The sequence below is a fragment of the Usitatibacter palustris genome, assembly GCF_013003985.1.
Classification (GTDB): Bacteria; Pseudomonadota; Gammaproteobacteria; order Burkholderiales; family Usitatibacteraceae; genus Usitatibacter; species Usitatibacter palustris.
The window spans coordinates 2543860-2566319 of record NZ_CP053073.1 but is presented as its reverse complement, the minus strand read 5'-3'; the positions used below and the strand labels follow the sequence as shown (position 1 = coordinate 2566319).

The following is a 22460-nucleotide window of genomic DNA, read 5'->3' as shown; positions in this document are numbered from 1 at the left end:
TAAGACAACCCAGGAAACGCCGATGACCGCCTCCCTTTCCACCGACGCCCGCATCCTGCCGCTGCTGCCGCTGCGTGATGTGGTGGTCTTCCCGCACATGGTGATTCCGCTGTTCGTCGGGCGCCCGAAGTCGATCAAGGCGCTCGAGGCAGCCATGGAGGAGGGCAAGAACGTCGTGCTGGTCGCGCAGAAATCCGCGGCCAAGGATGAGCCCTCGCCCGAGGACCTCTACGCGGTAGGGACCGTCTCGACCATCCTGCAGATGCTCAAGCTCCCCGACGGCACGGTGAAGGTGCTGGTCGAGGGCGTGCAGCGCGCGCGGATCGAGCGCGTGCTCAGCGAGAAACCCAATTTCGAGGCCGAGATCGAGCTGATCGCGACCGACGACGCCGACTCGACCGAGATCGAGGCGATGCGCCGCACGCTGCTCACGCAGTTCGACCAGTACGTGAAGTTGAACAAGAAGATCCCGCCCGAGGTGCTCACCTCGCTCTCCGGGATCGACGGCGCCGGCCGCCTTTCCGACACCATCGCCGCGCACCTTCCGCTCAAGCTCGAGCAGAAGCAGCAGATCCTCGAGATGTTCGAAGTCGGCCGCCGCCTCGAGCAGCTCCTGCAGCTCCTCGAGACCGAGATCGACATCATGCAGGTCGAGAAGCGCATCCGCGGGCGCGTGAAGCGCCAGATGGAGAAGAGCCAGCGCGAGTACTACCTGAACGAGCAGGTGAAGGCGATCCAGAAGGAGCTCGGCGATTCCGAAGAGGGCGCCGACCTCGACGAGCTGGAGAAGAAGATCAAGGCCGCGCACATGCCCAAGGACGCGCGCGCCAAGGCCGAATCCGAGCTGAAGAAGCTGAAGCTGATGTCGCCGATGTCCGCGGAAGCGACCGTCGTGCGCAACTACATCGACACGCTCGTGGGCCTGCCGTGGAAGAAGAAGTCGAAGGTCTCCACGGACCTCAAGAATTCCGAGAAGATCCTCGACGCCGACCACTACGGCCTCGAGAAGATCAAGGAACGCATCGTCGAGTACCTCGCGGTGCAGCAGCGCGTCGATCGCCTGAAGGCGCCGATCCTCTGCCTCGTCGGCCCGCCCGGCGTGGGCAAGACCTCGCTCGGCCAGTCGATCGCCCGTGCCACGAACCGCAAGTTCGTGCGCATGTCGCTCGGCGGCGTGCGCGACGAAGCCGAGGTCCGCGGCCACCGCCGCACGTACATCGGCTCGATGCCCGGCAAGATCCTGCAGAACATGGCCAAGGTCGGCGTCCGCAATCCCCTGTTCCTCCTCGACGAGGTGGACAAGATGGGGATGGACTTCCGCGGCGATCCGTCCTCGGCCCTGCTCGAAGTGCTCGATCCTGAGCAGAACCACACGTTCACGGACCACTACGTCGAGGTCGAGTACGACCTCTCGGACGTGATGTTCGTCGCGACCGCGAACACGCTCAACATCCCGGCGCCTCTGCTCGACCGGATGGAAGTGATCCGCCTCTCGGGCTACACGGAAGACGAGAAGGTGCACATCGCCCGCCAGTACCTCCTGCCCAAGCAGTTCAAGTCGAACGGCATCCGGGAAGGCGAGCTGACGGTCACCGATTCGGCGTTGCGCGACATCACGCGCTACTACACGCGCGAAGCCGGTGTCCGCGGCCTCGATCGCGAGCTCGCGAAGATCTCGCGCAAGGTCGTGAAGTCGATCCTCACGCGCAAGAAGGAAGGCCAGCACATCACGGTGAACGGCAAGAACCTCGACAAGTACCTCGGGGTGCGCCGCTACACCTATGGCATCGCGGAGAAGGAGAACCAGATCGGCCAGGTCACGGGTCTCGCGTGGACGGAAGTCGGCGGCGAGCTCCTGACCGTGGAAGCCGTGAAGCTCCCCGGCAAGGGCAATACCGTCACGACCGGCAAGCTCGGCGAGGTGATGCAGGAGTCGATCAAGGCCGCCATTTCGGTGGTTCGTGCGCGCGCCAAGCGGCTTGGCGTGGCCGAGGACTTCTGGCAGACCATGGATCTGCACATCCACTTGCCTGAAGGCGCCACGCCGAAGGATGGTCCTTCGGCCGGCATCGGCATGGCCACGGCCATCGTCTCCGTGCTCACGGGCATCCCCGTGCGCTGCGATGTGGCGATGACGGGTGAAATCACCCTGCGCGGCGAAGTCCTGCCGATCGGCGGCCTCAAGGAGAAGCTCCTGGCGGCCCACCGCGGGGGCATTCGCTCCGTGCTGATCCCGAAGGAGAACGTGAAGGACCTGCAGGAGATCCCGGACGAGGTGAAGGCGGCCATCGAGATCGTCCCCGTCCAGTGGTTCGACGAGGTCCTCGACCGTGCCCTCGAGAGGAAGCCCGTTCCGTTGCCCGATGCCGCCTCGCCCCCGCCGCCCCCGGCCGCGGAGCCCGTCCAGCCCGTCATCACCAAGCACTGAGCGACTGGAAAGGTCCGCGCCGATCCAGTAAAATGGCGGGCTGTCGTGGGAGGGGTGCTTAGCTCAGCTGGTAGAGCGTCGCCCTTACAAGGCGAATGTCGGCGGTTCGATCCCGTCAGCACCCACCAGTTGGTTTGAAGCCCCCTGTCGGATTGGGCACATCAGTACTCTGGAGCGGTAGTTCAGTTGGTTAGAATACCGGCCTGTCACGCCGGGGGTCGCGGGTTCGAGTCCCGTCCGCTCCGCCAGCTTCCAGGGCGAATCCTCGCGGATTCGCCCTTTTCATTTACGAGGATGTCCAGGCAATGCTTGAGCAATTTCGCGAGTTCGCCAGCAAGAAGGTCGTTCGTTGGATTTTTGCGATCTTCCTGATCATCCCCTTCGGCCTGTTCGGCATCGACGTCTACTTCAAGACGCCCATGGGTGGCGATGCGGTGGCCACTGTTGGTCCGTATCGCATCGCGCAGTCGGAGTTCGACAACGCCCTGCGCCGCCGCGCGGAACAATACCGCCAGCAGTTCGGGGCCAATTTCGACGCCTCGATGATGGACAACCCCGAAATTCGCCGCGGCGTGCTCGACGGCGTGGTGTCCGAGCGCCTGATGGCGGTCGGCGCCCAGGAAGCCGGCGTTCGCATCGGCGACGCGCTGCTCGCCGAGCGCATCGCTGCGATGCCTCCCTTCCAGGACGCCGCGGGCCGCTTCTCCAAGGCGCGCTACGAGGAACTCGCGAAGTCCATCGGCCTCACGACCGTGGGCCTCGATGAGCGCATTCGCGAAGAGATGCGCATGAGCGCGTACCGCGATTCCATCGCCGAAACGGCATTCGTTCCCCGCACCACGCTCGACAGCTTCATCCGCTTGTCCGAGCAGTCGCGCGAGGTGAAGGTCGTCAACTTCCCGGCCGAGCCGATGCTCCCCAAGGTGAAGATCACGCCGGAGCAGGTGAAGGCGTTCTACGAAGGCCACAAGGCGGATTTCACGACGCCCGAGCAGGTGAAGGCCGAGTACGTCGAGCTCTCCGCGGAGGCGCTCGCGGCGCAAGTGCCGGTGGCGGCCGACGACGTGAAGAAGTTCTACGACGCGAACATTAACCGCTGGGGCCAGCGCGAGGAGCGCAAGGTCTCCCACATCCTGATCGCGGTGAAGGCCGACGCGAAGGAAGCGGAGAAGAAAGCCGCGGGCGACAAGGCCAACGCCATCGCCGCCGACGTGCGCAAGAAGCCCGCGACCTTCGCCGACGTCGCGAAGAAGGAATCGCAGGATCCGGGTTCAGCCGTGCAGGGTGGCGACCTCGGGTTCTTCGCGAAGGGCGCGATGGTGAAGCCTTTCGAAGATGCGGCCTTTGCCGCGAAGAAGGGCGAGATCGTCGGCCCGGTGCTTTCCGAATTCGGCTACCACGTCATCCTCGTCACTGACATCAAGCCCGAGCGCATGAAGTCGGTGGCCGAAGCCACGCCCGAGATCGAGGCGGAGCTCAAGAAGGGGGAGGCCGCCCGCCGCTTTGCCGAGAGCGCCGAAGCGTTCAGCAACGGCGTGTACGAGCAATCGGCGAGCCTCAAGCCCACCGCGGAGCGCCTCAAGCTCACGGTGAAGACTTCCGACTGGCTCGTGAAGGCTGGTGCGTCCAATCCGGCGCTCGCGAATCCGAAGCTGCTCGCCGAGCTCTTTTCCGACGACGCGATCAAGGCCAAGCGCAATACGTCCGCGGTCGAGATTCGCCCCGGCGTGCTCGTGTCCGCGCGCGTGCTCGAGCACAAGCCCGCGGAGCTGCGGCCCCTGGAAACGGTGAGCGCGGTGATCGAGCGGCGCATGCAGCGCGACGAAGCGCTCAAGCTGGCACAGGCCGATGGCGAGGCGAAGCTCAAGGAACTGCAGGGCGGCAAGGACGCCGGCGTGAAGTGGCCCGACGCGCTGGCCGTGAGCCGCCAGAAGCCCGGTGGGCTTTTCCCCGCGGTGCTCGATGCCGTGTTCAAGGCCGACTCGAAGAAACTCCCGGTGTACGTCGGCGTGAACAGCCCGATGGGCTATTCGCTCGTGCAGGTCACGAAGGTGATCGAGCTCGAGAAGATCGACGACGCCAAGCGCGAAGGCCTGGGCACGCAGCTGCGCTCGGCCGTCGCCGCGCAGGAGCTCGAGGCCTCGCTCGCGAGCGTGCGCAATCGCGCCGGCGTCACGGTGCGCAAGGATGCACTGGAGCGCCGCGAAGAGGGCTCGGCTCCGGCCAAGTCCTCGGTGCCGCCGCCGCCGCGCCCGCCGTCGAAGTTCGGCAGCTGAGGCGTCCTACTCGCCTTCCATCCCCGGGGTGGTGGTGCTGAAGCCCGCGTCGACGTAGGTCACTTCACCGGTGATCCCGCTGGCGAGATCCGAGAGGAAGAAGGCGGCGGCGTTGCCGACTTCCTCGGTGCTCACGTTCCGGCGCAGCGGCGCGTTCTTTTCCACGAAATGCAGGATCTTCGAAAACCCCCCGATGCCCGCGGCCGCGAGCGTCTTGATGGGGCCTGCGGAGATGGCGTTCACGCGGATCCCCTCGGGCCCAAGGCTCGCCGCCAGGTAGCGCACGCCGGCCTCCAGGCTCGCCTTGGCGAGGCCCATCACGTTGTAGTTGGGGACCGAGCGCGCGGCGCCCAGGTACGAGAGCGTGAGGATCGAGCCCGGGCGCCCTTTCATCATCGGGGCCGCCGCCGCCGCGAGCGCGGCGAGGCTGTAGCTCGAGATGTCGTGCGCGATGCGGAAGGCCTCCCGCGAGACGCTCTCGTGGAAACCGCCCTTCAGGGCCTCGCGCGGCGCAAACGCGATCGCGTGCACCAGCCCGTCGAGACCATCCCAATGCTTGCGAAGCTGCTCGAACAGTCCGGCGATCTGCGCGTCGTCGGCGACATCGCAGGGGAACACGCGATCGGTGCCGAATTCGCGGGCCAGGTCGAAGACCCGTTCGCGGATACCTTCCCCCTGGTATGTGAACGCGAGCTCGGCGCCTTCGCGCTGGCAGGCCTTGGCGATTCCGTAGGCGATGGACCGGTTGGAAAGCATGCCGGTCACGAGGATGCGGCGGCCTTGCAGGAACCCCATGGAGACCACCCTTTGGAAGTAGAATTGCCGCAATTTTCGGTTACGGAGTGGGTCCGCGTCCAGCCGCATAATCCCACCATGACCGGTTGAATCCGGAGAAGCCCCGATGCGCATCCCCAAATCGCTTGTTTCGCTTGTCCTCGCGCTCTCCTGCGCCGCCCCGGCGCTGGCCGCCGATTCGAGCAAGGTCTTCCGCTACGCCTTCGAAGTGGCCGAAACCGGCTTCGACCCGGCGGAGATCTCGGATCTCTATTCGTCCAACGTCATCGCGAATCTCTTCGACACGCCGCTCACGTACGACTACCTCGCGCGGCCGGTGAAGCTTGTTCCGAACACGCTCGCGGCCATGCCCGAGATCACGGAGAACGGCACGGTCTACACGATGCGAGTGAAGCCGGGCATCTACTTCGTCGACGATCCCGTGTTCAAGGGCAAGAAGCGCGAACTCGTCGCCGAGGATTTCACCTTTTCGATCAAGCGCATCTTCGACCCGAAGAAGCGCTCGCCCAACCTGTACTACCTGGAGGGCAACATCGCGGGGATGGACGAGGTGCTCGCGAAGGCGCGCAAGGAAAACAAGTTCGACTACGACACGCCGATCGAGGGCCTTCGCACGATCGACAAGTACACGTTCCAGGTGCGCCTGAAGCAACCCGACTACAACTTCCTGTACTTCCTCGCGTACTGCAACCTCACGTGCGCCGTCGCACGCGAGGTGGTGGAGCATTACGGCGACAAGGTCGCGGAGCACCCGGTCGGCACCGGCCCGTACAAGCTCGCGTTCTGGAAGCGTTCGTCCAAGATGGTCTTCGAGGCCAACCCGAATTACCGCGAGGAATTCTTTGACGGCGCGCCGCCGGCGGACGACGCCATCGGGCAGGCGATCCTCGCGGCGAACAAGGGCAAGAAATTGCCCATGGTCGGCAAGATCGAGGTCTATGTGATCGAGGAGCACCAGCCGCGCTACCTGGCCTTCCTCAACAACGAATTCGATTTGCTCGAGCGCCTGCCGGCCGACTTCGCAAATGTCGCGATTCCCAACAATACGCTCGCCGGTGACCTGAAGCGCCGGGGCGTGCATATGCAGCGCACCGCGGGCATCGAGATCACCTACTCGTATTTCGGAATGAAGGACCCCATCGTCGGCGGCTATGAGCCCGAGAAGATCGCGCTGCGCCGCGCGATCGTCCTGGGACAGGACGTCGACGCCGAGGTCACGATCGTGCGCAAGAACCAGGCGATCGCGGCACAGAGCCCGATCGGACCCGGCGCGTTGGGCTACGACCCGAATTTCCGCTCGACAGCGAGCGAGTTCAGCCCCTCCAAGGCGAAAGCGCTGCTCGACATGTACGGCTACATCGACTGCAACAACGATGGCTGGCGCGATCTTCCGCGCAAGAGCCCTGCCGACGAGTGCAAGCCCTTCTCGGTGGAGTACGCCTCGGCGCCCAACGCCCAGCAGAAGCCGCTCGACGAGAACTGGAAGAAGAACATGGATGCGATCGGCATCCAGATGACCTTCAAGAAGGAGAAGTGGCCCGACCTGCTCAAGCAGTCCAAGCTCGGCAAGCTCCAGATGTGGGGCCTGGGGTGGACGGCCGCGGTTCCGGATGCCTGGGCGTTCTTCGTGATGCTCTACGGTCCCAATGGCGGGCAGGCCAACCACTCGCGCTTCTCCCACCCCGAGTTCGACCGGCTCTTCGAGCAATCGAAGCGCCTGCCCGACGGTCCGGAGCGCAACGCGATCTACCGCGAGATGAATCGCATCTTCCTGGTCTACGCGCCGTGGCGCCTGGGCACGCATCGCATCCTCACCGACCTCTCGCAGCCCTGGGCCATCGGGTTCCGCCGTCACCCGGTGATGCGCGGCTTCTGGAAGTACGTCGACATCGACCAGCCGAAGTACGCCGCTGCGGGCGGCAAGTAGCGTGCTGCGCCTCGCTGCTGTCCTGTTCGCGCTCGCCTGCGCGGCGACCGCCCAGGGAGCGCCGCAGAAGGTCCTGCGCGTTCCCTTCCTGATCGCCGAGACGAACTTCGATCCGGCGTTCGTTTCCGACACGTACTCGGCGACGGTGAACGACGAGATCTTCGAGTCGCCGTACACGTACGACATGCTCGCGCGGCCCTACAAGGTGAAGCCGCAGACGGCCGAGGCCATGCCCGAAGTGACGGAAGGCGGGAGGGTCTACACGATCCGCATCCGCAAGGGGATCTACTACTCCGACGACCCGGCCTTCAAGGGCGCCAAGCGCGAGCTCGTCGCGAAGGATTACGACTTCGCGATCCGCCGCATCATGGATCCGGAAGTGAAGTCGGCGAACACCTGGCTGGTCGAGGGCCGCATCGAAGGGCTCGATGCGCTGGCGGAGGCCAAGAAGAAAGGTCCGCGCCCCGATTACTACGACGCGCCCATCGCGGGCCTGAAGACGCTCGACAGCCACACGCTGCAGGTTCGCCTCACCAAGCCCGACTTCAACTTCGTCTACGTGCTCACGCTCTCCACGCTGGGGGCGCAGGCGCGCGAAGTGGTCGAGATGTACGGCAGCGACATCGGTGCGCACCCCGTGGGCACGGGGCCGTTCATCCTCAAGGATTGGAAGCGCTCCTCGAAGATCGTCCTCGAGAAGAATCCGAATTTCCGCGAGGCGTACTACGAGGCCGAGCCCGCGCCCGATGACGCGATCTCGCAGAAGCTCTACGCGCAGATGAAGGGCAAGCGCATCCCGCAGCTCGACCGGGTGGAGATCTACGTGATCGAGGAGACGCAGCCGCGCTGGCTCGCTTTCCTCAACAGCGAGATCGACTGGATCAACGTGCCCACCGAGTTCAAGAACCAGGCGCTGCCCGACAACAAGCTCGCGCCCTGGCTCGAGAAGCGCCGGATCAAGTACATCCCGAGCGTCGACGCCGACATCACGTACCTGTACTACAACATGAAGGATCCGGTGGTCGGCGGCTACACGCCGGAGAAGGTCGCGCTGCGCCGTGCCATCGGGCTCGCTTTCGACATGGACTCCGAGATCGCACTTCTCCGGAACAACGTCGCCATCGAAGCGCAGTCGCCGTTGCCTCCCGGGATCCTCGGCTACGACCCCAAGTTCTACGTCGGGCGCAGCTACGATCCGGCAAAGGCGAAGGCGCTGCTCGACATGTTCGGCTACGTGGACCGCGATGGCGATGGCTGGCGCGAGCAGCCCGACGGCAAGCCCCTCGTGTTCGAGTACAACACCGACCCGTCGCAACTCTCGCGCCTCTACACGCAGCTCTGGAAGAAGTGCATGGACGCCATCGGCATCAAGATGGTCGTCGACGTGGCCAAGTGGCCCGACCATCGCAAGAAGTCGAAGCTCGGCAAGCTCCAGACTTGGCACCTCGCCTGGAACGGGGACTTCCCCGACGGCGAGAACTTCTACCAGCTTCTCTACGGCCCGAATTGCGGCACATCCAACGACGGCTGCTTCCAGCTTCCCGAATTCGATCGGCTTTATGAGAAGGCCGCCTCGATGCCGCCCAGCGACGAGCGCGTGAAGATCTACCAGCAGATGGCGCGGCTGATCGCCGTCTATGCCCCCTGGAAGCTCGGGGTGCACCGGCTGCGCAACCAGCTGATCCAGCCCTGGGTCCTCGGCTGGCGCAAGCACCAGTTCATCCACGACGCCTACCGATACGTGGATATCGACCTGGAAACCCGCGCGAAATACCTCAAATGAGCACCCAGGCACCCTCCGGACGGCGTCCTAAAACCGTTATAATTCCGTGTTTTTGTCCGCGCCTACCGCCTTGAATTCGCAACGCTTTTTTGTTTCCCTCCTGACCTGCGCCGTCCTGGCGCTGGGCTCGGCCTCGGCCACGGTTGCGGCCGCCGAAAAGAAGGTGCTCCGGTTCGCCTTCCGGACCGCGGAAACCGGGTTCGACCCGGCCCGGATCGACGACCGCTATTCCGTAGGCGTGTGCGAGAACATCTACGAGGGGCTGCTCACGTACGACTACCTCGCCCGTCCCGTGAAGCTCGTGCCGCTCACCGCGGAAGCGATTCCCGAGCCGGAGGAGAACGGCACCCGCTATACCTTCCGCATTCGCCCCGGCATCTACTTCGCCGACGATCCCGCGTTCAAGGGCGTCAAGCGCGAGCTGGTGGCGAAGGACATCGAGTACTCGATCAAGCGCTTCCGCGATCCGAAGAACCGCAGCCAGTACGAGTGGCTCTTCGAGAACAAGCTCGTCGGCCTCGACGAGCTCACGGAAAAGGCGAAGAAGAGCGGCGCGTTCGATTACGAGGCCCGCGTCGAGGGCCTCGAGGTGCGCGGCAAGTACACGATCAGCTTCAAGCTGAAGGAACCCGACTACAACTTCCTCTACGTGCTCGCGATGCCCAACGTCGTTCCCGTGGCGCGCGAAGTGATCGAGATGTACGGGGGCGACACGCACGCGCATCCCGTGGGCACCGGGCCGTACGTGCTGAAGGAATGGACGCGCCGCTCGAAGATCGTCCTCGAGAAGAATCCGACCTATCGCGGCCACGTCCTCGAAACGAAGTACGCCGACCCGGCCGATGAATGGGACCAGCGCGCCATCGAAGCGCTGAAGGGCAAGACGCTGCCGGCGATCGACCGCGTCGAGATCTATCCCATCGAGGACGAGCAGCCGCGCTTCCTCGCGTTCCTCAACAAGGAACACGACATCATGGACGAGACGCCGTTCTCGTTCATCCACCAGGTGCTTCCCAACGGCAAGCTCGCGCCCAACCTTGCCAAGGAGGGCGTGCGCGTCTTCCGCGAGCAGCAGCCCGAGCTCACGTACGACGTGTTCAACACGAGGGACACGATCGGCACCAAGGAAAACCCGAAGGACAATCCGGTCGGCGGCTACACGCCCGAGAAGGTCGCGCTGCGCCGCGCGATGGTGCTCGCGCATGACCGCGGCCGCGAGATCGAAATCGTGCGGAAGGGCCAGGCGATTCCTGCGCAAAGCCCCGTGGGCCCCGGCGTCGTCGGGTACGACCCGAACTTCCGCGCCACCGCCCAGGATTACGACCCGTCGAAGGCCAAGGCCTTGCTCGACATGTTCGGCTATGTCGACAAGGACGGCGACGGCTGGCGGGACCTCCCCGACGGCAAGCCGCTCGTCATCCAGTACAAGTACAACGCCGGCAGCCAGGAGACGCGCCAGCTCGCCGCGCTCTGGAACAAGTCGATGGCCGACGTCGGCATCCGCCTCGAGGCTGTCGCGGTGCAGTTCGCCGACCTCCTGAAGGACCGCAAGGTCGGCAACTACATGTTCTCAGGCACCGCGTGGATCGCGGACTACCCGGACGCGCAGAATTTCCTCCAGCTGCTCTACGGTCCCAATGGCGGCCAGTCGAACGATTCATTCTTCAAGCTTCCGGAATACGACCGCCTCTACGACAAGGCGGCGAGCCTTCCCGACAGTCCCGAGCGCAACGCGATCTATCGTGAAATGAACCGGCTGGTGCTGGCCTATGCGCCGTGGCGCCTGGGCGTGCACCGCCTGTTCAACCACCTGCAATACCCTTGGGTGAAGGGCTACAAGAAACACCCGATCCTGTACACCAACTTCAAGTACCTGGACCTGGACGTGGCAGCCCAACAGGTCGCCATGAAATAGCAAGTCAGAGGAGGCGCAACGTGACCGCGTATGTGATTCGCAGGCTGTGGCAGATGATCCCGACCCTCGCGGGCGTGATCCTGCTCATCTTCTTCCTGTTCAACTTCGTGGGCGGCGATCCCGCCCAGGTGCTTGCCGGGAAGATCTCCAACCCCGAGCAGATCGCCAACATCCGCAAGCAGCTCGGCGTCGACGAGCCCTACTACGTCCAGCTCTGGGTCTTCGTGAAGCAGGTCTTCAGCTTCGACTTCGGTCGCAGCTGGTCGACCAACGAGGAAGTCTCGCGCATCCTGCTCACGCGCGTCGGCCCCACGCTCACCATCATGGTCCCGGTGCTGATGATCGAGACGGTCCTGGCGGTCGTCTTCGCGATCATGGTCGCCTACGTCCGCGGCTCGCTGACCGACCGCGCGATCATGATCATCTGCACGACGGCGATGTCGATCAGCTTCCTGGTCTACATCATCGTCTTCCAGTGGCTGTTCGGCTTCGTGCTGGGCTGGTTCCCGGTGCAGGGCTGGAGCGAAAGTTTCTGGAAGAACCTCACCACCTACGCGCCGCTGCCGATCATGCTGGCGATCTTCGTGGGCCTGGCACCGCAGCTTCGCCTCTATCGCTCGTTCTTCCTCGAGGAGATCAACCAGGACTACGTGCGCACCGCGCGCGCCAAGGGCGTCCCGGAGAAGTCGGTGATGATGAAGCACGTGCTGAGGAACGCGATGATCCCGATCCTCACCAACATCGGGATCTACCTGCCGGGCCTGTTCGTCGGCTCGTTCCTCCTGGAAGTGTTCTTCTCGATCCCGGGCCTCGGGCGCGAGATCATCACGGCCGTGAATCGCAGCGACTTCCCGGTGATCAAGGCGGTGACGGTCTACCTCGCCATGCTCACCATGATCATCAACCTGCTGGTCGACGTGATGTACAAGTTCGTCGATCCGCGCGTCTCGTTCAAGTGACGAGGAGGCAAAGAGCCATGCGATCCGTTTTCCTTGTCATCCCTGAGACCTCAGGGATCTGCTTTTCCGGAGCCCAATCATGAGCGCAGTCCTCCCCAACCCCATCGCCGCACCGCGGCAGGAATCGCCCGGCCTCTGGATGCTCGCCTGGCGGCGCCTGAAGAACGACCGCGTCGGCATGATCGCGCTGGCCGTCGTGATGCTGTTCATCGCAATGATGCTTGCCTCGAGCGTGGGCCTCATCGCCAAGGACTGGAGCAAGGAGAAGGGCGTTTCCTACGCCAATCCCTCGTTCCTGGCCGGCGCCGAGAATCTCGAGGCGAAGGCCGTCACCAACAAGGACTTCGCCACGAAGGCGGCCCCCGTCGATCTTTCCGACGTCGATCCGCTGGCCCCGCGCTACAAGGAGTGGGAAGAGCGCGCCGCCAAGATCGCGGTAACTGAAACCAAGCGCAGCGACACGCTGTTCTTCGGCGGCGACAAATGGGGCCGCGATGTCCTCGAGAAGGCGATCAAGGGCTCGGAGATCTCGATCTTCGTGGGCCTCACGGCCGCCATCCTCGCCACGATCATCGGCACGGTGCTCGGCGCGATGGCCGGCTACTGGGGCGGGTACATCAACGACGCGCTCGAGTGGTTCTACAACATCTTCACGTCGATCCCGTACATCCTGCTGATCCTCGCCTTCGCGGCGGTGGCGCCCAAGGGGATGGTCACGATCATCGTGATCCTCGCGCTCACCGGATGGACGGGCATCTACCGCCTGGTGCGCGCCGAGTACATCAAGCACAGCTCGCGTGAATACGTGAAGGCCGCGCAGGCGATCGGCGCCTCGCACGGCTCGCGGATGTTCACGCACATCCTGCCCAACGCGAGCCACGTGATCCTCGTGCAGCTTTCGCAGCACGTGGTGCAGTTCATCAAGGCCGAGGTGATCCTCTCGTTCCTCGGGCTCGGCGTTCCGGTGGACCAGGTTTCCTGGGGCACGATGCTCGCCGAGGCGCAGAACGAACTCGTGATCGGCAAGTGGTGGCAGCTCTTCGCGGCGGGCGCGAGCATGGCGGTGCTGGTCACCGCGTTCTCGCTGCTCACCGACAGCCTGCGCGACGCCCTCGACCCGAAGCTCAAGTGATGACCATGACCGACGACAACAATCTCATCCTGCAGGTCCGGAACCTCGACGTCCGGTTCCGCATCGACCGCAAGCAGGAGCCGTTTCAAGCCGTGAAGGGCATCTCCTTCGACATTCCGAGGAACACCACCGTGGCGCTGGTGGGCGAATCGGGCAGCGGCAAGAGCGTCACCGCGATGTCGATCCTCGGGCTGCTCCCCGAGAACGCGATCATTCCGGCATCCAGCGAAATCATCTACGGCGGGCGCGACCTGCTGAAGGTGGAGAAGCAGGCGCTGCGCGACATCCGCGGCAAGGAGATCTCGGTGATCTTCCAGGAGCCGATGACGTCGCTCAATCCGGTGTTCCCGGTGGGCGACCAGATCGCGGAGGTTCTCAAGCTGCACATGGGCATGAGCAATGCCCAGGCGCGCGACCGCGCCGTCGCACTCCTCACGGAAGTGGGCATTCCCAACCCGGCGCTGCGCGTGCATTCGTTCCCGCACGAGCTCTCCGGCGGCCAGCAGCAGCGCGTGATGATCGCCATGGCGATCGCGTGCGAGCCCAAGCTCCTGATCGCCGACGAGCCGACCACCGCGCTCGACGTGACGATCCAGAAGCAGATCCTCGACCTCATCGCGAACCTGCAGGCCAAGCACAACATGTCGGTGCTCTTCATCACGCACGATCTCGGTGTCGTGGGTGACATCGCCGACCACGTGATCGTGATGCAGAACGGCGTGATCCAGGAGCAGGGGTCCGTGAAGCAGATCTTCCACGCGCCTGCGCACCCGTACACCAAGGCGCTGCTCGCCTGCCGCCCGCGACTCGACCGCCGCCCGAAGCGCCTGCCGGTGATCGACGACTTCATGAAGGGCGACGGACGCCCGCACAACCTCGAGGAGCGTCCTCGCGGCACCAAGCCCGACGACGCGATCATCCTGGAGGTGAAGAACCTCAACAAGACGTTCTTCCTGAAGGAAGGCTTCTTCGGCAAGCGCGCCGTGCCCGCCGTGAAGGACGTGAGCTTCCGCCTGCCCAAGGGCAAGACGCTGGGCCTCGTGGGTGAATCCGGATCGGGCAAGACCACGGTCGGCCTCACGCTCATGCGGCTGCACGACGCGACCAGCGGCGAGGTGCTCTTCGAGGGCACGAACCTGCTGTCGCTCACCGACAAGGAGATGATGGCTTACCGCCGGCGCATCCAGATCATCTTCCAGAACCCTTACGCCTCGCTCAACCCGCGCATGACGGTGGGCCAGATCCTCGTGGAGCCGATGAAGATCCACGCCATCGGCAAGGACGAGAACGAGCGCGTCGAGATGGCCTTCGCGCTGTTGAAGCGCGTGGGTCTCCCGGAGCAATCGTTCTACAAGTACCCGCACGAGTTCTCGGGCGGCCAGCGCCAGCGCATCGCGATCGCGCGCTGCCTCACGATGAAGCCCGACGTCCTGATCTGCGACGAGAGCGTGTCCGCGCTCGATGTCTCGGTGCAGGCGCAGGTGCTGAACCTGCTGCAGGACCTGCAGGATGAATTCGGCCTGTCGTACATCTTCATCTCGCACGACCTCGCCGTCGTGAAGTACATCTCCGACCAGGTGATGGTGATGAACCAGGGCGAGATCGTGGAGATGGCCGATTCCGACGAGATCTACCTCAACCCCAAGCAGGAGTACACGCAGAAGCTCCTGTCGTCGATCCCGAAGGGGCTCGAAAGCGCCGCCGCATGAAGATCCTCCTGATCGCGGCGCTCGCCGCAGCCGCAACCGCGCACGCGGCCCATCCGCAAATGCCCGTCTGGGGTGCCGCGGAAATCACCCGGGAGTGCGACGCCACGATCGCCAAGGCGCGCGCCACCGTCACGCAGATGGAGTCACGCAAGGGCGGCGATATCTACGGGGAGTGGAACCGCCTGCAGATCGCGATCGAGGACGTGGCCGGTCCCGTGTCGTTGCTGAGCGCGGTGCATCCGGACAAGGCCGCGCGCGATGCGGCCGAGCCGTGCCAGGCGAATCTCACCACGCTCTCCACCGACATCTTCCAGAACGAGAAGCTGTTTGCCCGCGTGAAGGCCGCCAAGCCCAAGGGCGCGCACCAGGTGAAGTTCCACAAGGACCTCATGGAAGGCTTCGAGGATTCCGGCGTGGCACTGCCGCCGAAGGAACGCGCGCGCTCCAAGGAGATCTTCGAGAAGCTCGAACTCCTGCGCCAGGCGTTCGACCGCAACATCCGCGACGATCCGACCAAGGTGACGTTTACGGCCGCCGAGCTCGAAGGAATGCCCGAGGCGTACGTGAAGGCCCGCAAGCCCGACGACAAGGGCAACTACGTCCTGGGACTCGACAACCCGACCTACCAGCCGTTCATGGCGAACGCGAAGAATGGCGCGGCGCGCGAACGCTACTACCGCGCGAAGACGAACCAGGGTGGCGCGCAGAACCTGAAGCTCCTCGAGGAGATGTTCACGCTGCGCCAGGAGCTCGCCGGCCTCTACGGCCTGCCCAACTTCGCGGCCTATTCGGTGCGCCGCAAGATGGTCGAGCGTCCCGAGGTGGTGAACAAGTTCCTCGCCGACGTGAAGGCCGCGGTCGCGGACCTCGAGAAGAAGGACGTCGAGGAACTGCGCGCCGACAAGGCGAAGGAGCAGGGCACGCCGCTCGCGGAAACGAAGATGAATCGCTGGGACTCCGCCTACCACCAGGAGCGCGTCCGCAAGGCGCGCTTCGCGATCGACCAGGAGGAGATGCGCAAGTATTTCCCGACCGACAAGGCGATCGACTTCGTGCTGCTCGTTTCGCAGACGCTCTACGGAGTCACGTTCAAGCCGGCGAAGGTCGCGACCTGGCACCCGGACGTGCGCTACTACGACGTGTTCGACGCGAAGACGGCTGCCTTCGTGTCCGGCTTCTACCTCGACCTCTACCCGCGCGAGGGCAAGTACAACCACGCCGCGGCCTGGCCGGTGCGCGGCGTGAGCAAGCTCGCCGGGCGCACGCCGTATTCGGCGCTGGTCGTGAACTTCAACAAGCAGGGCCTCACCCATGACGAGATGGTGGTGCTCATGCACGAGTTCGGCCACGTGCTGCACGGCGTGCTGTCGAAGACCGACTACAACCCGCAGTCGGGCACGGCCACGGTGCAGGACTTCGTCGAGGCTCCCTCGCAGATGTTCGAGGAATGGGTCCGCCGCGAGGCCCCGCTCGGGCTCATGAAGAAGGTCTGCCCCGAATGCCCGGCCCTCTCGCCCGAGCAGATCAAGCGACTCGACGAATCCCGCAAGTTCGGCGCCGGGATGCGCTATGCGCGCCAGTGGACTTACGCGGCCTACGACATGACCCTTTCGCAGAAGCCGCAGCCGCCGCTCGACGCCTGGAAGGCGATCGAGGCGGTCTCGCCGCTGGGCCACGTCGAGGGCACGATGTTCCCGGCCGGCTTCAGCCACATCGCCAGCAACTACGCGGCGGGCTACTACGGCTACATGTGGTCGGAGGTGCTGGCGCTCGACATGCTCTCCCAGTTCGAGAAGAACATGCTCGACCCGAAGGTCGGCGCGCGCTACCGCGACACGATCCTCTCCCAGGGCGGCCAGGTCGACGCGATGGCGATGGTGAAGCGCTTCCTGGGCCGCGAGCCCTCGAGCGACGCGTTCTTCAAGGAGATCACCGGACGCCGGTAACAAGTAGAGTAAGTAGAGGGGTCAGATCCCTTTAGCTTTGTTTCTTTATTTTTGCTGTGAAAAAAACGGTCCATTGGACTAGTTGCGTCGGGTTCGTGCCCAGAGCAACTAGTCCAATGGACCGTTTTTTTCACAGCAAAAATAAAGAAACAAAGCTAAAGGGATCTGACCCCTCTACTTAGACGGTGATCGTCAGGGCAGGCGCAGCTTGAGTCCGGGCTGGATGACGGATTTCGGCGTGAGCTTGTTGAGGCTGAGCAGCTCCTCGAGCTCGGCCTCGAAGCGCAGGGCGATGCCGTAGAGCGTGTCGCCCGGCCGCACGACGTACGACTGCGGCGCATTGCGGATCGGCACCGGCGTGGCGGACGCGACCTTCACGTTGTTCACGGCCGGAACGGCCTTCGCCATCGCGGCGCCCTTGGCGGGCACCAGGATCGACTGCGTTGCCACCAGGTTTCCCTTCTTGTTGAGCTTCACGGCGCCGTTGGCCGCGCGCAACTCGTGCGCCGCGACGCCGTGGCGCGCCGCGAGCCCATTGAGCGACTCGCCCTTCTTGCCCTGCACCGTCGTCCACGTGACCAGCGGCTTGTCGTAGCCCTCGAGGTTGCTGCGGAACGCATCGGCCTTGTCGAGGGGTACGAGCAGCGTGCCTGTGCGCGCGATGGCCACGGCATTGTTGTTCGAGGGATTGAGCGCGACGAACTCCTCTTCGCTCATGCCCGCGAGCTTGGCCGCGAGCTTCACGTCGATCTTCTCGGGCGCGGGCACCGCGGTGAAGTACGCCTGGTCGGGCACGCTCTCGAGGTCGATGCCGTACGTGGTGGGCGAGAGCACGATGTTCTTCACGGCCATGAGCTTGGGCACGTAGCCCAGCGTCTCCGGCGGCAGCTTCAGGCTGAGGTAATCGGTGGGCAGGCCCTTCTTCTGGTTCGCGGCGATCGCGCGGCCCACGCAGCCTTCGCCGCAGTTGTACGCGGCCAGAGCCAGCTCCCAGCTGTTGAACATGCTGTGCAGGCGCTGAAGGTAGGTGAGCGCGGCGTCCGTGGCACTCACGACGTCGCGCCGGTTGTCCTTCCACCAATCCTGCGACAGGCCGTAGCTCTTGCCCGTCGACGGGATGAACTGCCACAGGCCGGAGGCCTTCGAGCGCGAGTACGCGTGCGGGTTGAAAGCGCTCTCCACGACGGGCAGCAGCGCGATCTCCATGGGCATGCCGCGCTTCTGGACCTCGCCGACGATGTAATGCAGGTACAGGCTGCCGCGATCGACGAAGCGCTTGATGTAGTCGGGCCGCGCGGCGTACCAGGCCTCGGCTTCCTGCACGCGCGGGCTGTCGAGCGGCTCCATGACGAAGCCGACGCGGATGCGGTGCCAGAGATCGGGATCGGGCAGGGGGACGTCGTCGATGTCTTCGAACGCGTCCGGGATGACGGGGTTGGCCTCCACCGGAGAGGAGAGGGCGGGGCCGGCCCATGCGAGCGCCAGGGCCACGGCCAAGTACTTCAGGGGCTGCTTCAACACCATCCCATTAGTTGTTGTTTCATAATGGATTTTCTCATGCTAACCCCCTCCCGGCTAAAGCGTCAAGGCGAACGATTTCAACAACGCGCCCGGGGTCCGGGTCGATGATGTCGAACGTTCGCCATAGCTGTTGTCGTCCACGATGAGTTCGCTCTCCCGGGTCAGTGCCTCGAGGTTGTCGCCCAGCACGTGATAGGCCGAGTCGTCGAAGCGCATCACGTTTAGCGGCGCCTTGATCTGCCCGTCTTCCACCCAGAACGAGGCGAAGCGCGTCATGCCCGTGAGGCGGCAGGTCGAGCGATCCGAGAAGTTGAGGTACCAGAGGTTGCCCAGGTAGATGCCGGTGCCCAGCGCCTTCAAGGCTTCGGCATTCGCGAGCGCGCCGCCGGCGAGATCCATCGATTCGGGAGACTCCTGCGAGTTGGCGCCGTTGGTCGCGACACCGTATTCGCGCGCCGAGCGCGGCGACACGAGTGGCGATGCCAGTGCGCCCTTCTCGACCAGGGACACCGCGTCCGGTCGCACGAAGCCTTCGCGCTGGAATGCGCACGCGACGCCGTCGGCCGTGTTCTCCTTGATCGACACCATCGGGTGGAATCGCGCATCGCCATCGGACATGCGGATCAACGCGCTCTGCTTCGTGTTGCGGCTCTTCAAGCCGAAGCCCGCCCACGAGAGCATGCCGAGGATCTCGTTCATCGCGGCGGGCGCGATGAAGGCGCGATAGGCGCCGGGTGTGAGCGTGCGCGGCGGTTCGGCGAGGCGCACGAGCTGCTCGCGCGCGAAGCCCATCTTGCCGTCGAACACACGCGCGTCCCACGAGGAGCCGGCGTAGTTCGATTTCACTGCCTTGTCCTTGTCGTGGTACAGGCACCAACCGAAGTTGAAGTTCTCGACGGCATGCCAATGACGGCTGCCGAGCGTATTGGCGAAGCCCTTGTAGATCGGACCGCCCGCGTAGAGGCCCACGAGATCGACACCCTTGCCCGCCGCGATGACCGAGTCGATCACTTGCGAGGGATCGGGCAGCGAGCCGCGCGCTTCGTGCGATTGCGTGGACACGTTCGTCTCGAGAAGCAGGAACGGATCCTCGGGCACGTCGGCAAGCCCGCTGCGCAACTCCTTCACGAGCGCGGTGAGCGTCTCGCGGTCGGGCGCCAGGTTGCCGGTGAGCGTCACCGTCGCGTCAAGGCGCCGGTTGGCGTGGATCAGTGTCAGCGTCCAGTTGGCCTGGCGAATGGCCATCGCCTGGCGCACGGCACTCTTGTTGAAGCGGATGAAGTCGCTCTCTTCGGACGAGAACCAGGAGACGATCGTCTCGCCGGGGGCTGCGAGCGTGTCGACGTGGGCCGCGAGGTCGTGGAAGTACTGCTTCATGCGGCACCTCCGAACACGTCGATGCTGGAGAACTTGCACGCGGGTGCGGCGTGGCCCACGCGAATCACCTGCGAGGGTTCACCCTTGCCGCAGAACGGGGTTCCCATCACTTCGAATGTGGACGCATCGCCCACGCCGGAGAGCGAGCGCCAGAACGTGGCGGAGATGCCGCGGTAGTTGGGGTTCTTCACCACCTCGGCAAGCTTGCCGTTGCGGATCACCTGGCCCCACTCGCAGCCGAACTGGAACTTGTTGCGTGAGTCGTCGATCGACCACGAGACATTGGTGCGCATGAGCACGCCGTTGTCGATCGAGGCAACGAGCTGGTCGAGGGTGGAGTTGCCCGCTTCGACATTGAGGTTTGCCATGCGATCGATTGGCGGCCGGTTCCACGAGCACGCGCGCGTATTGGCCACACCGGCGATGCCGGCACGCGCTTGCGACACCGACCCCCCGAGGGGTCGCTCCAACAGCCCCTTGCGGATCACGTACTGCTTCTCGGCGGCGAGGCCGTCGTCGTCCCAGCCGTAGGAGGCGAATTGCTCGCGGCGCGTGGGATCGTACGTGACGTCGAGCAGCTCCGAGCCGTATTGGTAGGAACCGAACATGTCGAGCGTGACGAAGCTCGTGCCCGCGAAGTTGCGCTCATCGCCGAGGATGCGGTCGAGCTCCAGGGGATGCCCGATCGACTCGTGGATCTGCAGCATCATCTGGTCGGGCATCAGGATCACATCCATCTTCCCGCTCGGACAGTTGCGCGCGGCCAGCAGTTCCAGCGCGCCTTCCGACACCGCGCGGCCGCTGCCTGATATTCCGAATGCGTCGAGGATCTCCATGCCGCCCTGCCGGCAGTAGCCGTTGTAGCGACCCGCCTGCGTGCGCGTCTGCGATTCGCCCTTTGCATGCGCGGTCGATGAAATGTTCGGGACGAGGAAGTGGAACTCCTGCTCGATCGCGCCTCCGTCGGCGGTGAAGTAGGCTTGCTTGGACGTCGTGGTCCAGAGCGACGCTTCCCAGTCGACGATACGGTCGTCGATCTTGCACTGCTTCGATTCCGCGGCAAGCAGGTCGTACTTCTCCTTGCGCGAAACCTTGCGCGGGTCATTCGCGACGGGCGAGCGGTACGAGCCCGAGGGGCGCGGCATGTCGAGCTTGCTGTAGTCCACCACGCTACGCCCGCGCGTGAGGGCGGCGTAGCGCTGCGCGCGCTCGAGGGCGTTTTTCAGGCCCGAAGGCGAGAGATCGCTGGTGGCCGCGTATCCGAGGCCGCCCTTGTCGATCACGGTGACCATCGCGCCACGGCTCACGCTCAGTTGCGGCGGCTCGGCGATGCCCTGGCGAACGGCCAGGTATTCACTCGTTTCCTCGACGAAGCGCAGGGCGCAGAAATCGACCGTGGGCGCGGCCTTGCGGAACTCGGCTTGCAGGGTGTCCAGCATGGGAGGGGCTCCAGAAGCGAACCGGCCGCCAAGCGGGCGGCCAATGACGTCATTTTACCCCGGCCGGAAGGCGATTCCCGGGCGTGGATATACTGCGGAAAATCCCACTCAAGAGAGCGTCCCATGCGCAGCCTTCGAGCGATCGGTCCCCTGGCATTCCTTGCGGCTGCCTTCTTCACCCTGCCGGCACAAGCGCAGGACAGCGCCGCCAAGTGCACGGTGAGTGGTTGGGGTGAGTGGACGCAGTGCACCAAGACTTGCGGGGGCGGAACGCGGGCGCGCGTGCGCACCATCGTTTCGGCCGAGAAGGGCGCGCAATGCCCGGTGCTCCAGGAGCGAGCCGCGTGCAACACGCAGGCCTGTCCGCCGGATGAAGCGTGCAAGGTCGGGGAGTGGGGCTCGTGGTCGAAGTGCTCCGTGGCCTGTGGTGGAGGAACCCAATCCCGTACGCGCACGATCATCGGTCGCTCGAGTGGCACCGCGAGATGCCCGTCGCTGGTGGAGACGCAGAAGTGCAACGGCGACGCATGCGCGCCCGCGACCTGCGAAGTGAGCGCGTGGGGCGAGTGGTCGGCCTGTACCGCGACGTGCGGCGGCGGGATGCGTACGCGCAGCCGGACCGTCGTCTCGAGCGCGAAGGGCGCGCAATGCCCGGTACTTTCTGAAGCGTCGGCCTGCAACACCCAGGGGTGCAAGCCGAAGTGAGACGCTAGCCGTCCAGCTCCTGAGGGTCGAACGTTTCCGGGTGCCGGAACATCCCGAGGTTGTGTCCCACGAGGGCGCCGAGGGTGAGGGGAATGAAGAGGAACGCGGCGATCTTCGGGCACTGCGTGTTGTAGATCATCGCGAAGATCATGAACACGGTGAACCATGTGCACAGCGTGATCGTCGCCGCGTGCCGCGAGCGCCAGGTCGGGTCGTACCAGACCATCACGAAAAAGGGGATGCCACCGACCAGCGCGATGAGCACGATCCGCCCGAGAAGTCCGCTGAACGTGATCGAGCCCGTGGGCGGCATGACGATGGCCCAGTAGAGGTAGCCCGAGTAGACCACCACGAGCGAGCCCACGAGCATCGCGACGCGCGTCGTGCGGCCTTGCGCGATCTGTTCGAAGTGCTCACGGTCCCTCGCGGACATGGCGCCCTCGTCTTCGCGGTCGAAGATGTCGTCCTGTCGCTTGAGCATCGGGAGCCTCCTCGCGTGGCCATGCCGGCACGGAGCATTCTGGCGCGTCGGGCGCCGCGCCGCTTCC

At 64.6% G+C, this 22460-nt stretch carries 15 protein-coding genes and 2 tRNA genes; 12 read left to right on the top strand and 5 right to left on the bottom strand.

Annotated features, from left to right (window positions below; genetic code table 11):
- Window positions 1-22 precede the first annotated feature (22 nt).
- From lon to DSM104440_RS12495, 4 genes are all read left to right on the top strand, one after another.
- The gene (lon, locus tag DSM104440_RS12510) at window positions 23-2428 is read left to right on the top strand and encodes an endopeptidase La (protein ID WP_171163113.1); all 2406 of its coding nucleotides are present in this window, start codon (window positions 23-25) and stop codon (window positions 2426-2428) included.
- 52 nt (window positions 2429-2480) lie between these two features.
- A tRNA-Val gene (locus DSM104440_RS12505) sits at window positions 2481-2556 on the top strand.
- A 43-nt stretch (window positions 2557-2599) separates the two neighbouring features.
- A tRNA-Asp gene (locus DSM104440_RS12500) sits at window positions 2600-2676 on the top strand.
- Window positions 2677-2733: 57 nt separating this feature from the next.
- Window positions 2734-4704, top strand: coding sequence for a SurA N-terminal domain-containing protein (locus DSM104440_RS12495; protein WP_171163111.1), 1971 nt, complete (start codon window positions 2734-2736; stop codon window positions 4702-4704).
- A gap of 6 nt (window positions 4705-4710) precedes the next feature.
- On the opposite strand, the gene fabI is transcribed toward DSM104440_RS12495, so the two are convergent.
- Entirely contained in the window at window positions 4711-5499 is a 789-nt protein-coding gene (gene fabI / locus DSM104440_RS12490; protein WP_171163109.1) for an enoyl-ACP reductase FabI, read from the bottom strand.
- Window positions 5500-5605: 106 nt separating this feature from the next.
- On the opposite strand from fabI, the gene DSM104440_RS12485 reads away from it, so the two are divergent.
- The 7 genes from DSM104440_RS12485 to DSM104440_RS12455 all read left to right on the top strand — a co-directional run bounded on the left by DSM104440_RS12485 (window position 5606) and on the right by DSM104440_RS12455 (window position 16870).
- Window positions 5606-7426, top strand: a complete 1821-nt coding sequence (locus tag DSM104440_RS12485) for an ABC transporter substrate-binding protein (protein ID WP_171163107.1) — start codon at window positions 5606-5608, stop codon at window positions 7424-7426.
- Window position 7427: 1 nt separating this feature from the next.
- On the top strand, window positions 7428-9209 hold the full coding sequence (locus tag DSM104440_RS12480) for an ABC transporter substrate-binding protein (RefSeq protein ID WP_171163105.1): 1782 nt from the start codon (window positions 7428-7430) through the stop codon (window positions 9207-9209).
- A 70-nt stretch (window positions 9210-9279) separates the two neighbouring features.
- Window positions 9280-11124: an ABC transporter substrate-binding protein gene (locus tag DSM104440_RS12475; RefSeq protein ID WP_171163103.1), complete on the top strand. Its 1845-nt coding sequence runs from the start codon at window positions 9280-9282 to the stop codon at window positions 11122-11124.
- Between the two features lie 20 nt (window positions 11125-11144).
- Window positions 11145-12083 (top strand): ABC transporter permease, encoded by a 939-nt coding sequence (locus tag DSM104440_RS12470; protein WP_171163101.1) that lies wholly within the window; start codon window positions 11145-11147, stop codon window positions 12081-12083.
- Window positions 12084-12162: 79 nt separating this feature from the next.
- A complete protein-coding gene (locus DSM104440_RS12465; protein ID WP_171163099.1) occupies window positions 12163-13215 on the top strand; it encodes an ABC transporter permease in 1053 nt (350 codons plus the stop codon).
- Between the two features lie 5 nt (window positions 13216-13220).
- Entirely contained in the window at window positions 13221-14924 is a 1704-nt protein-coding gene (locus DSM104440_RS12460) for an ABC transporter ATP-binding protein (RefSeq protein WP_171163097.1), read from the top strand.
- Window positions 14921-16870: a M3 family metallopeptidase gene (locus DSM104440_RS12455; protein WP_171163095.1), complete on the top strand. Its 1950-nt coding sequence runs from the start codon at window positions 14921-14923 to the stop codon at window positions 16868-16870. Before DSM104440_RS12460 ends, DSM104440_RS12455 begins: the two co-directional genes overlap by 4 nt.
- A gap of 192 nt (window positions 16871-17062) precedes the next feature.
- On the opposite strand, the gene DSM104440_RS12450 is transcribed toward DSM104440_RS12455, so the two are convergent.
- Genes DSM104440_RS12450 through DSM104440_RS12440 form a run of 3 tightly spaced genes read right to left on the bottom strand, consistent with a single transcriptional unit; the run spans window position 17063 to window position 21207 of the window.
- Complete coding sequence (locus tag DSM104440_RS12450) at window positions 17063-18388, bottom strand: transglycosylase SLT domain-containing protein (RefSeq protein ID WP_171163093.1); 1326 nt, start codon at window positions 18386-18388, stop codon at window positions 17063-17065.
- Window positions 18389-18445: 57 nt separating this feature from the next.
- Entirely contained in the window at window positions 18446-19768 is a 1323-nt protein-coding gene (locus DSM104440_RS12445; RefSeq protein ID WP_171163091.1) for a metallopeptidase TldD-related protein, read from the bottom strand.
- Complete coding sequence (locus DSM104440_RS12440; RefSeq protein ID WP_171163089.1) at window positions 19765-21207, bottom strand: TldD/PmbA family protein; 1443 nt, start codon at window positions 21205-21207, stop codon at window positions 19765-19767. Before DSM104440_RS12440 ends, DSM104440_RS12445 begins: the two co-directional genes overlap by 4 nt.
- 123 nt (window positions 21208-21330) lie before the next feature.
- On the opposite strand from DSM104440_RS12440, the gene DSM104440_RS12435 reads away from it, so the two are divergent.
- Window positions 21331-21912 carry a thrombospondin type-1 domain-containing protein gene (locus DSM104440_RS12435; protein WP_171163087.1) on the top strand — a complete coding sequence of 194 codons (582 nt, stop codon included), beginning with the start codon at window positions 21331-21333 and terminating at the stop codon, window positions 21910-21912.
- A gap of 4 nt (window positions 21913-21916) precedes the next feature.
- Here DSM104440_RS12435 and DSM104440_RS12430 read toward each other — a convergent pair whose 3' ends face one another.
- Window positions 21917-22393 (bottom strand): hypothetical protein, encoded by a 477-nt coding sequence (locus DSM104440_RS12430; RefSeq protein ID WP_171163085.1) that lies wholly within the window; start codon window positions 22391-22393, stop codon window positions 21917-21919.
- Window positions 22394-22460 lie beyond the last annotated feature (67 nt).

Bases quoted from the DNA above. Each gene is read 5' to 3' on its own strand.
- lon (WP_171163113.1), top strand. From the start codon at position 23: ATGACCGCCTCCCTTTCCACCGACGCCCGCATCCTGCCGCTGCTGCCG.
- DSM104440_RS12495 (WP_171163111.1), top strand. From the start codon at position 2,734: ATGCTTGAGCAATTTCGCGAGTTCGCCAGCAAGAAGGTCGTTCGTTGG.
- fabI (WP_171163109.1), bottom strand. From the start codon at position 5,499: ATGGGGTTCCTGCAAGGCCGCCGCATCCTCGTGACCGGCATGCTTTCC.
- DSM104440_RS12485 (WP_171163107.1), top strand. From the start codon at position 5,606: ATGCGCATCCCCAAATCGCTTGTTTCGCTTGTCCTCGCGCTCTCCTGC.
- DSM104440_RS12465 (WP_171163099.1), top strand. From the start codon at position 12,163: ATGAGCGCAGTCCTCCCCAACCCCATCGCCGCACCGCGGCAGGAATCG.
- DSM104440_RS12460 (WP_171163097.1), top strand. From the start codon at position 13,221: ATGACCGACGACAACAATCTCATCCTGCAGGTCCGGAACCTCGACGTC.
- DSM104440_RS12455 (WP_171163095.1), top strand. From the start codon at position 14,921: ATGAAGATCCTCCTGATCGCGGCGCTCGCCGCAGCCGCAACCGCGCAC.
- DSM104440_RS12445 (WP_171163091.1), bottom strand. From the start codon at position 19,768: ATGAAGCAGTACTTCCACGACCTCGCGGCCCACGTCGACACGCTCGCA.
- DSM104440_RS12440 (WP_171163089.1), bottom strand. From the start codon at position 21,207: ATGCTGGACACCCTGCAAGCCGAGTTCCGCAAGGCCGCGCCCACGGTC.
- DSM104440_RS12435 (WP_171163087.1), top strand. From the start codon at position 21,331: ATGCGCAGCCTTCGAGCGATCGGTCCCCTGGCATTCCTTGCGGCTGCC.
- DSM104440_RS12430 (WP_171163085.1), bottom strand. From the start codon at position 22,393: ATGCTCAAGCGACAGGACGACATCTTCGACCGCGAAGACGAGGGCGCC.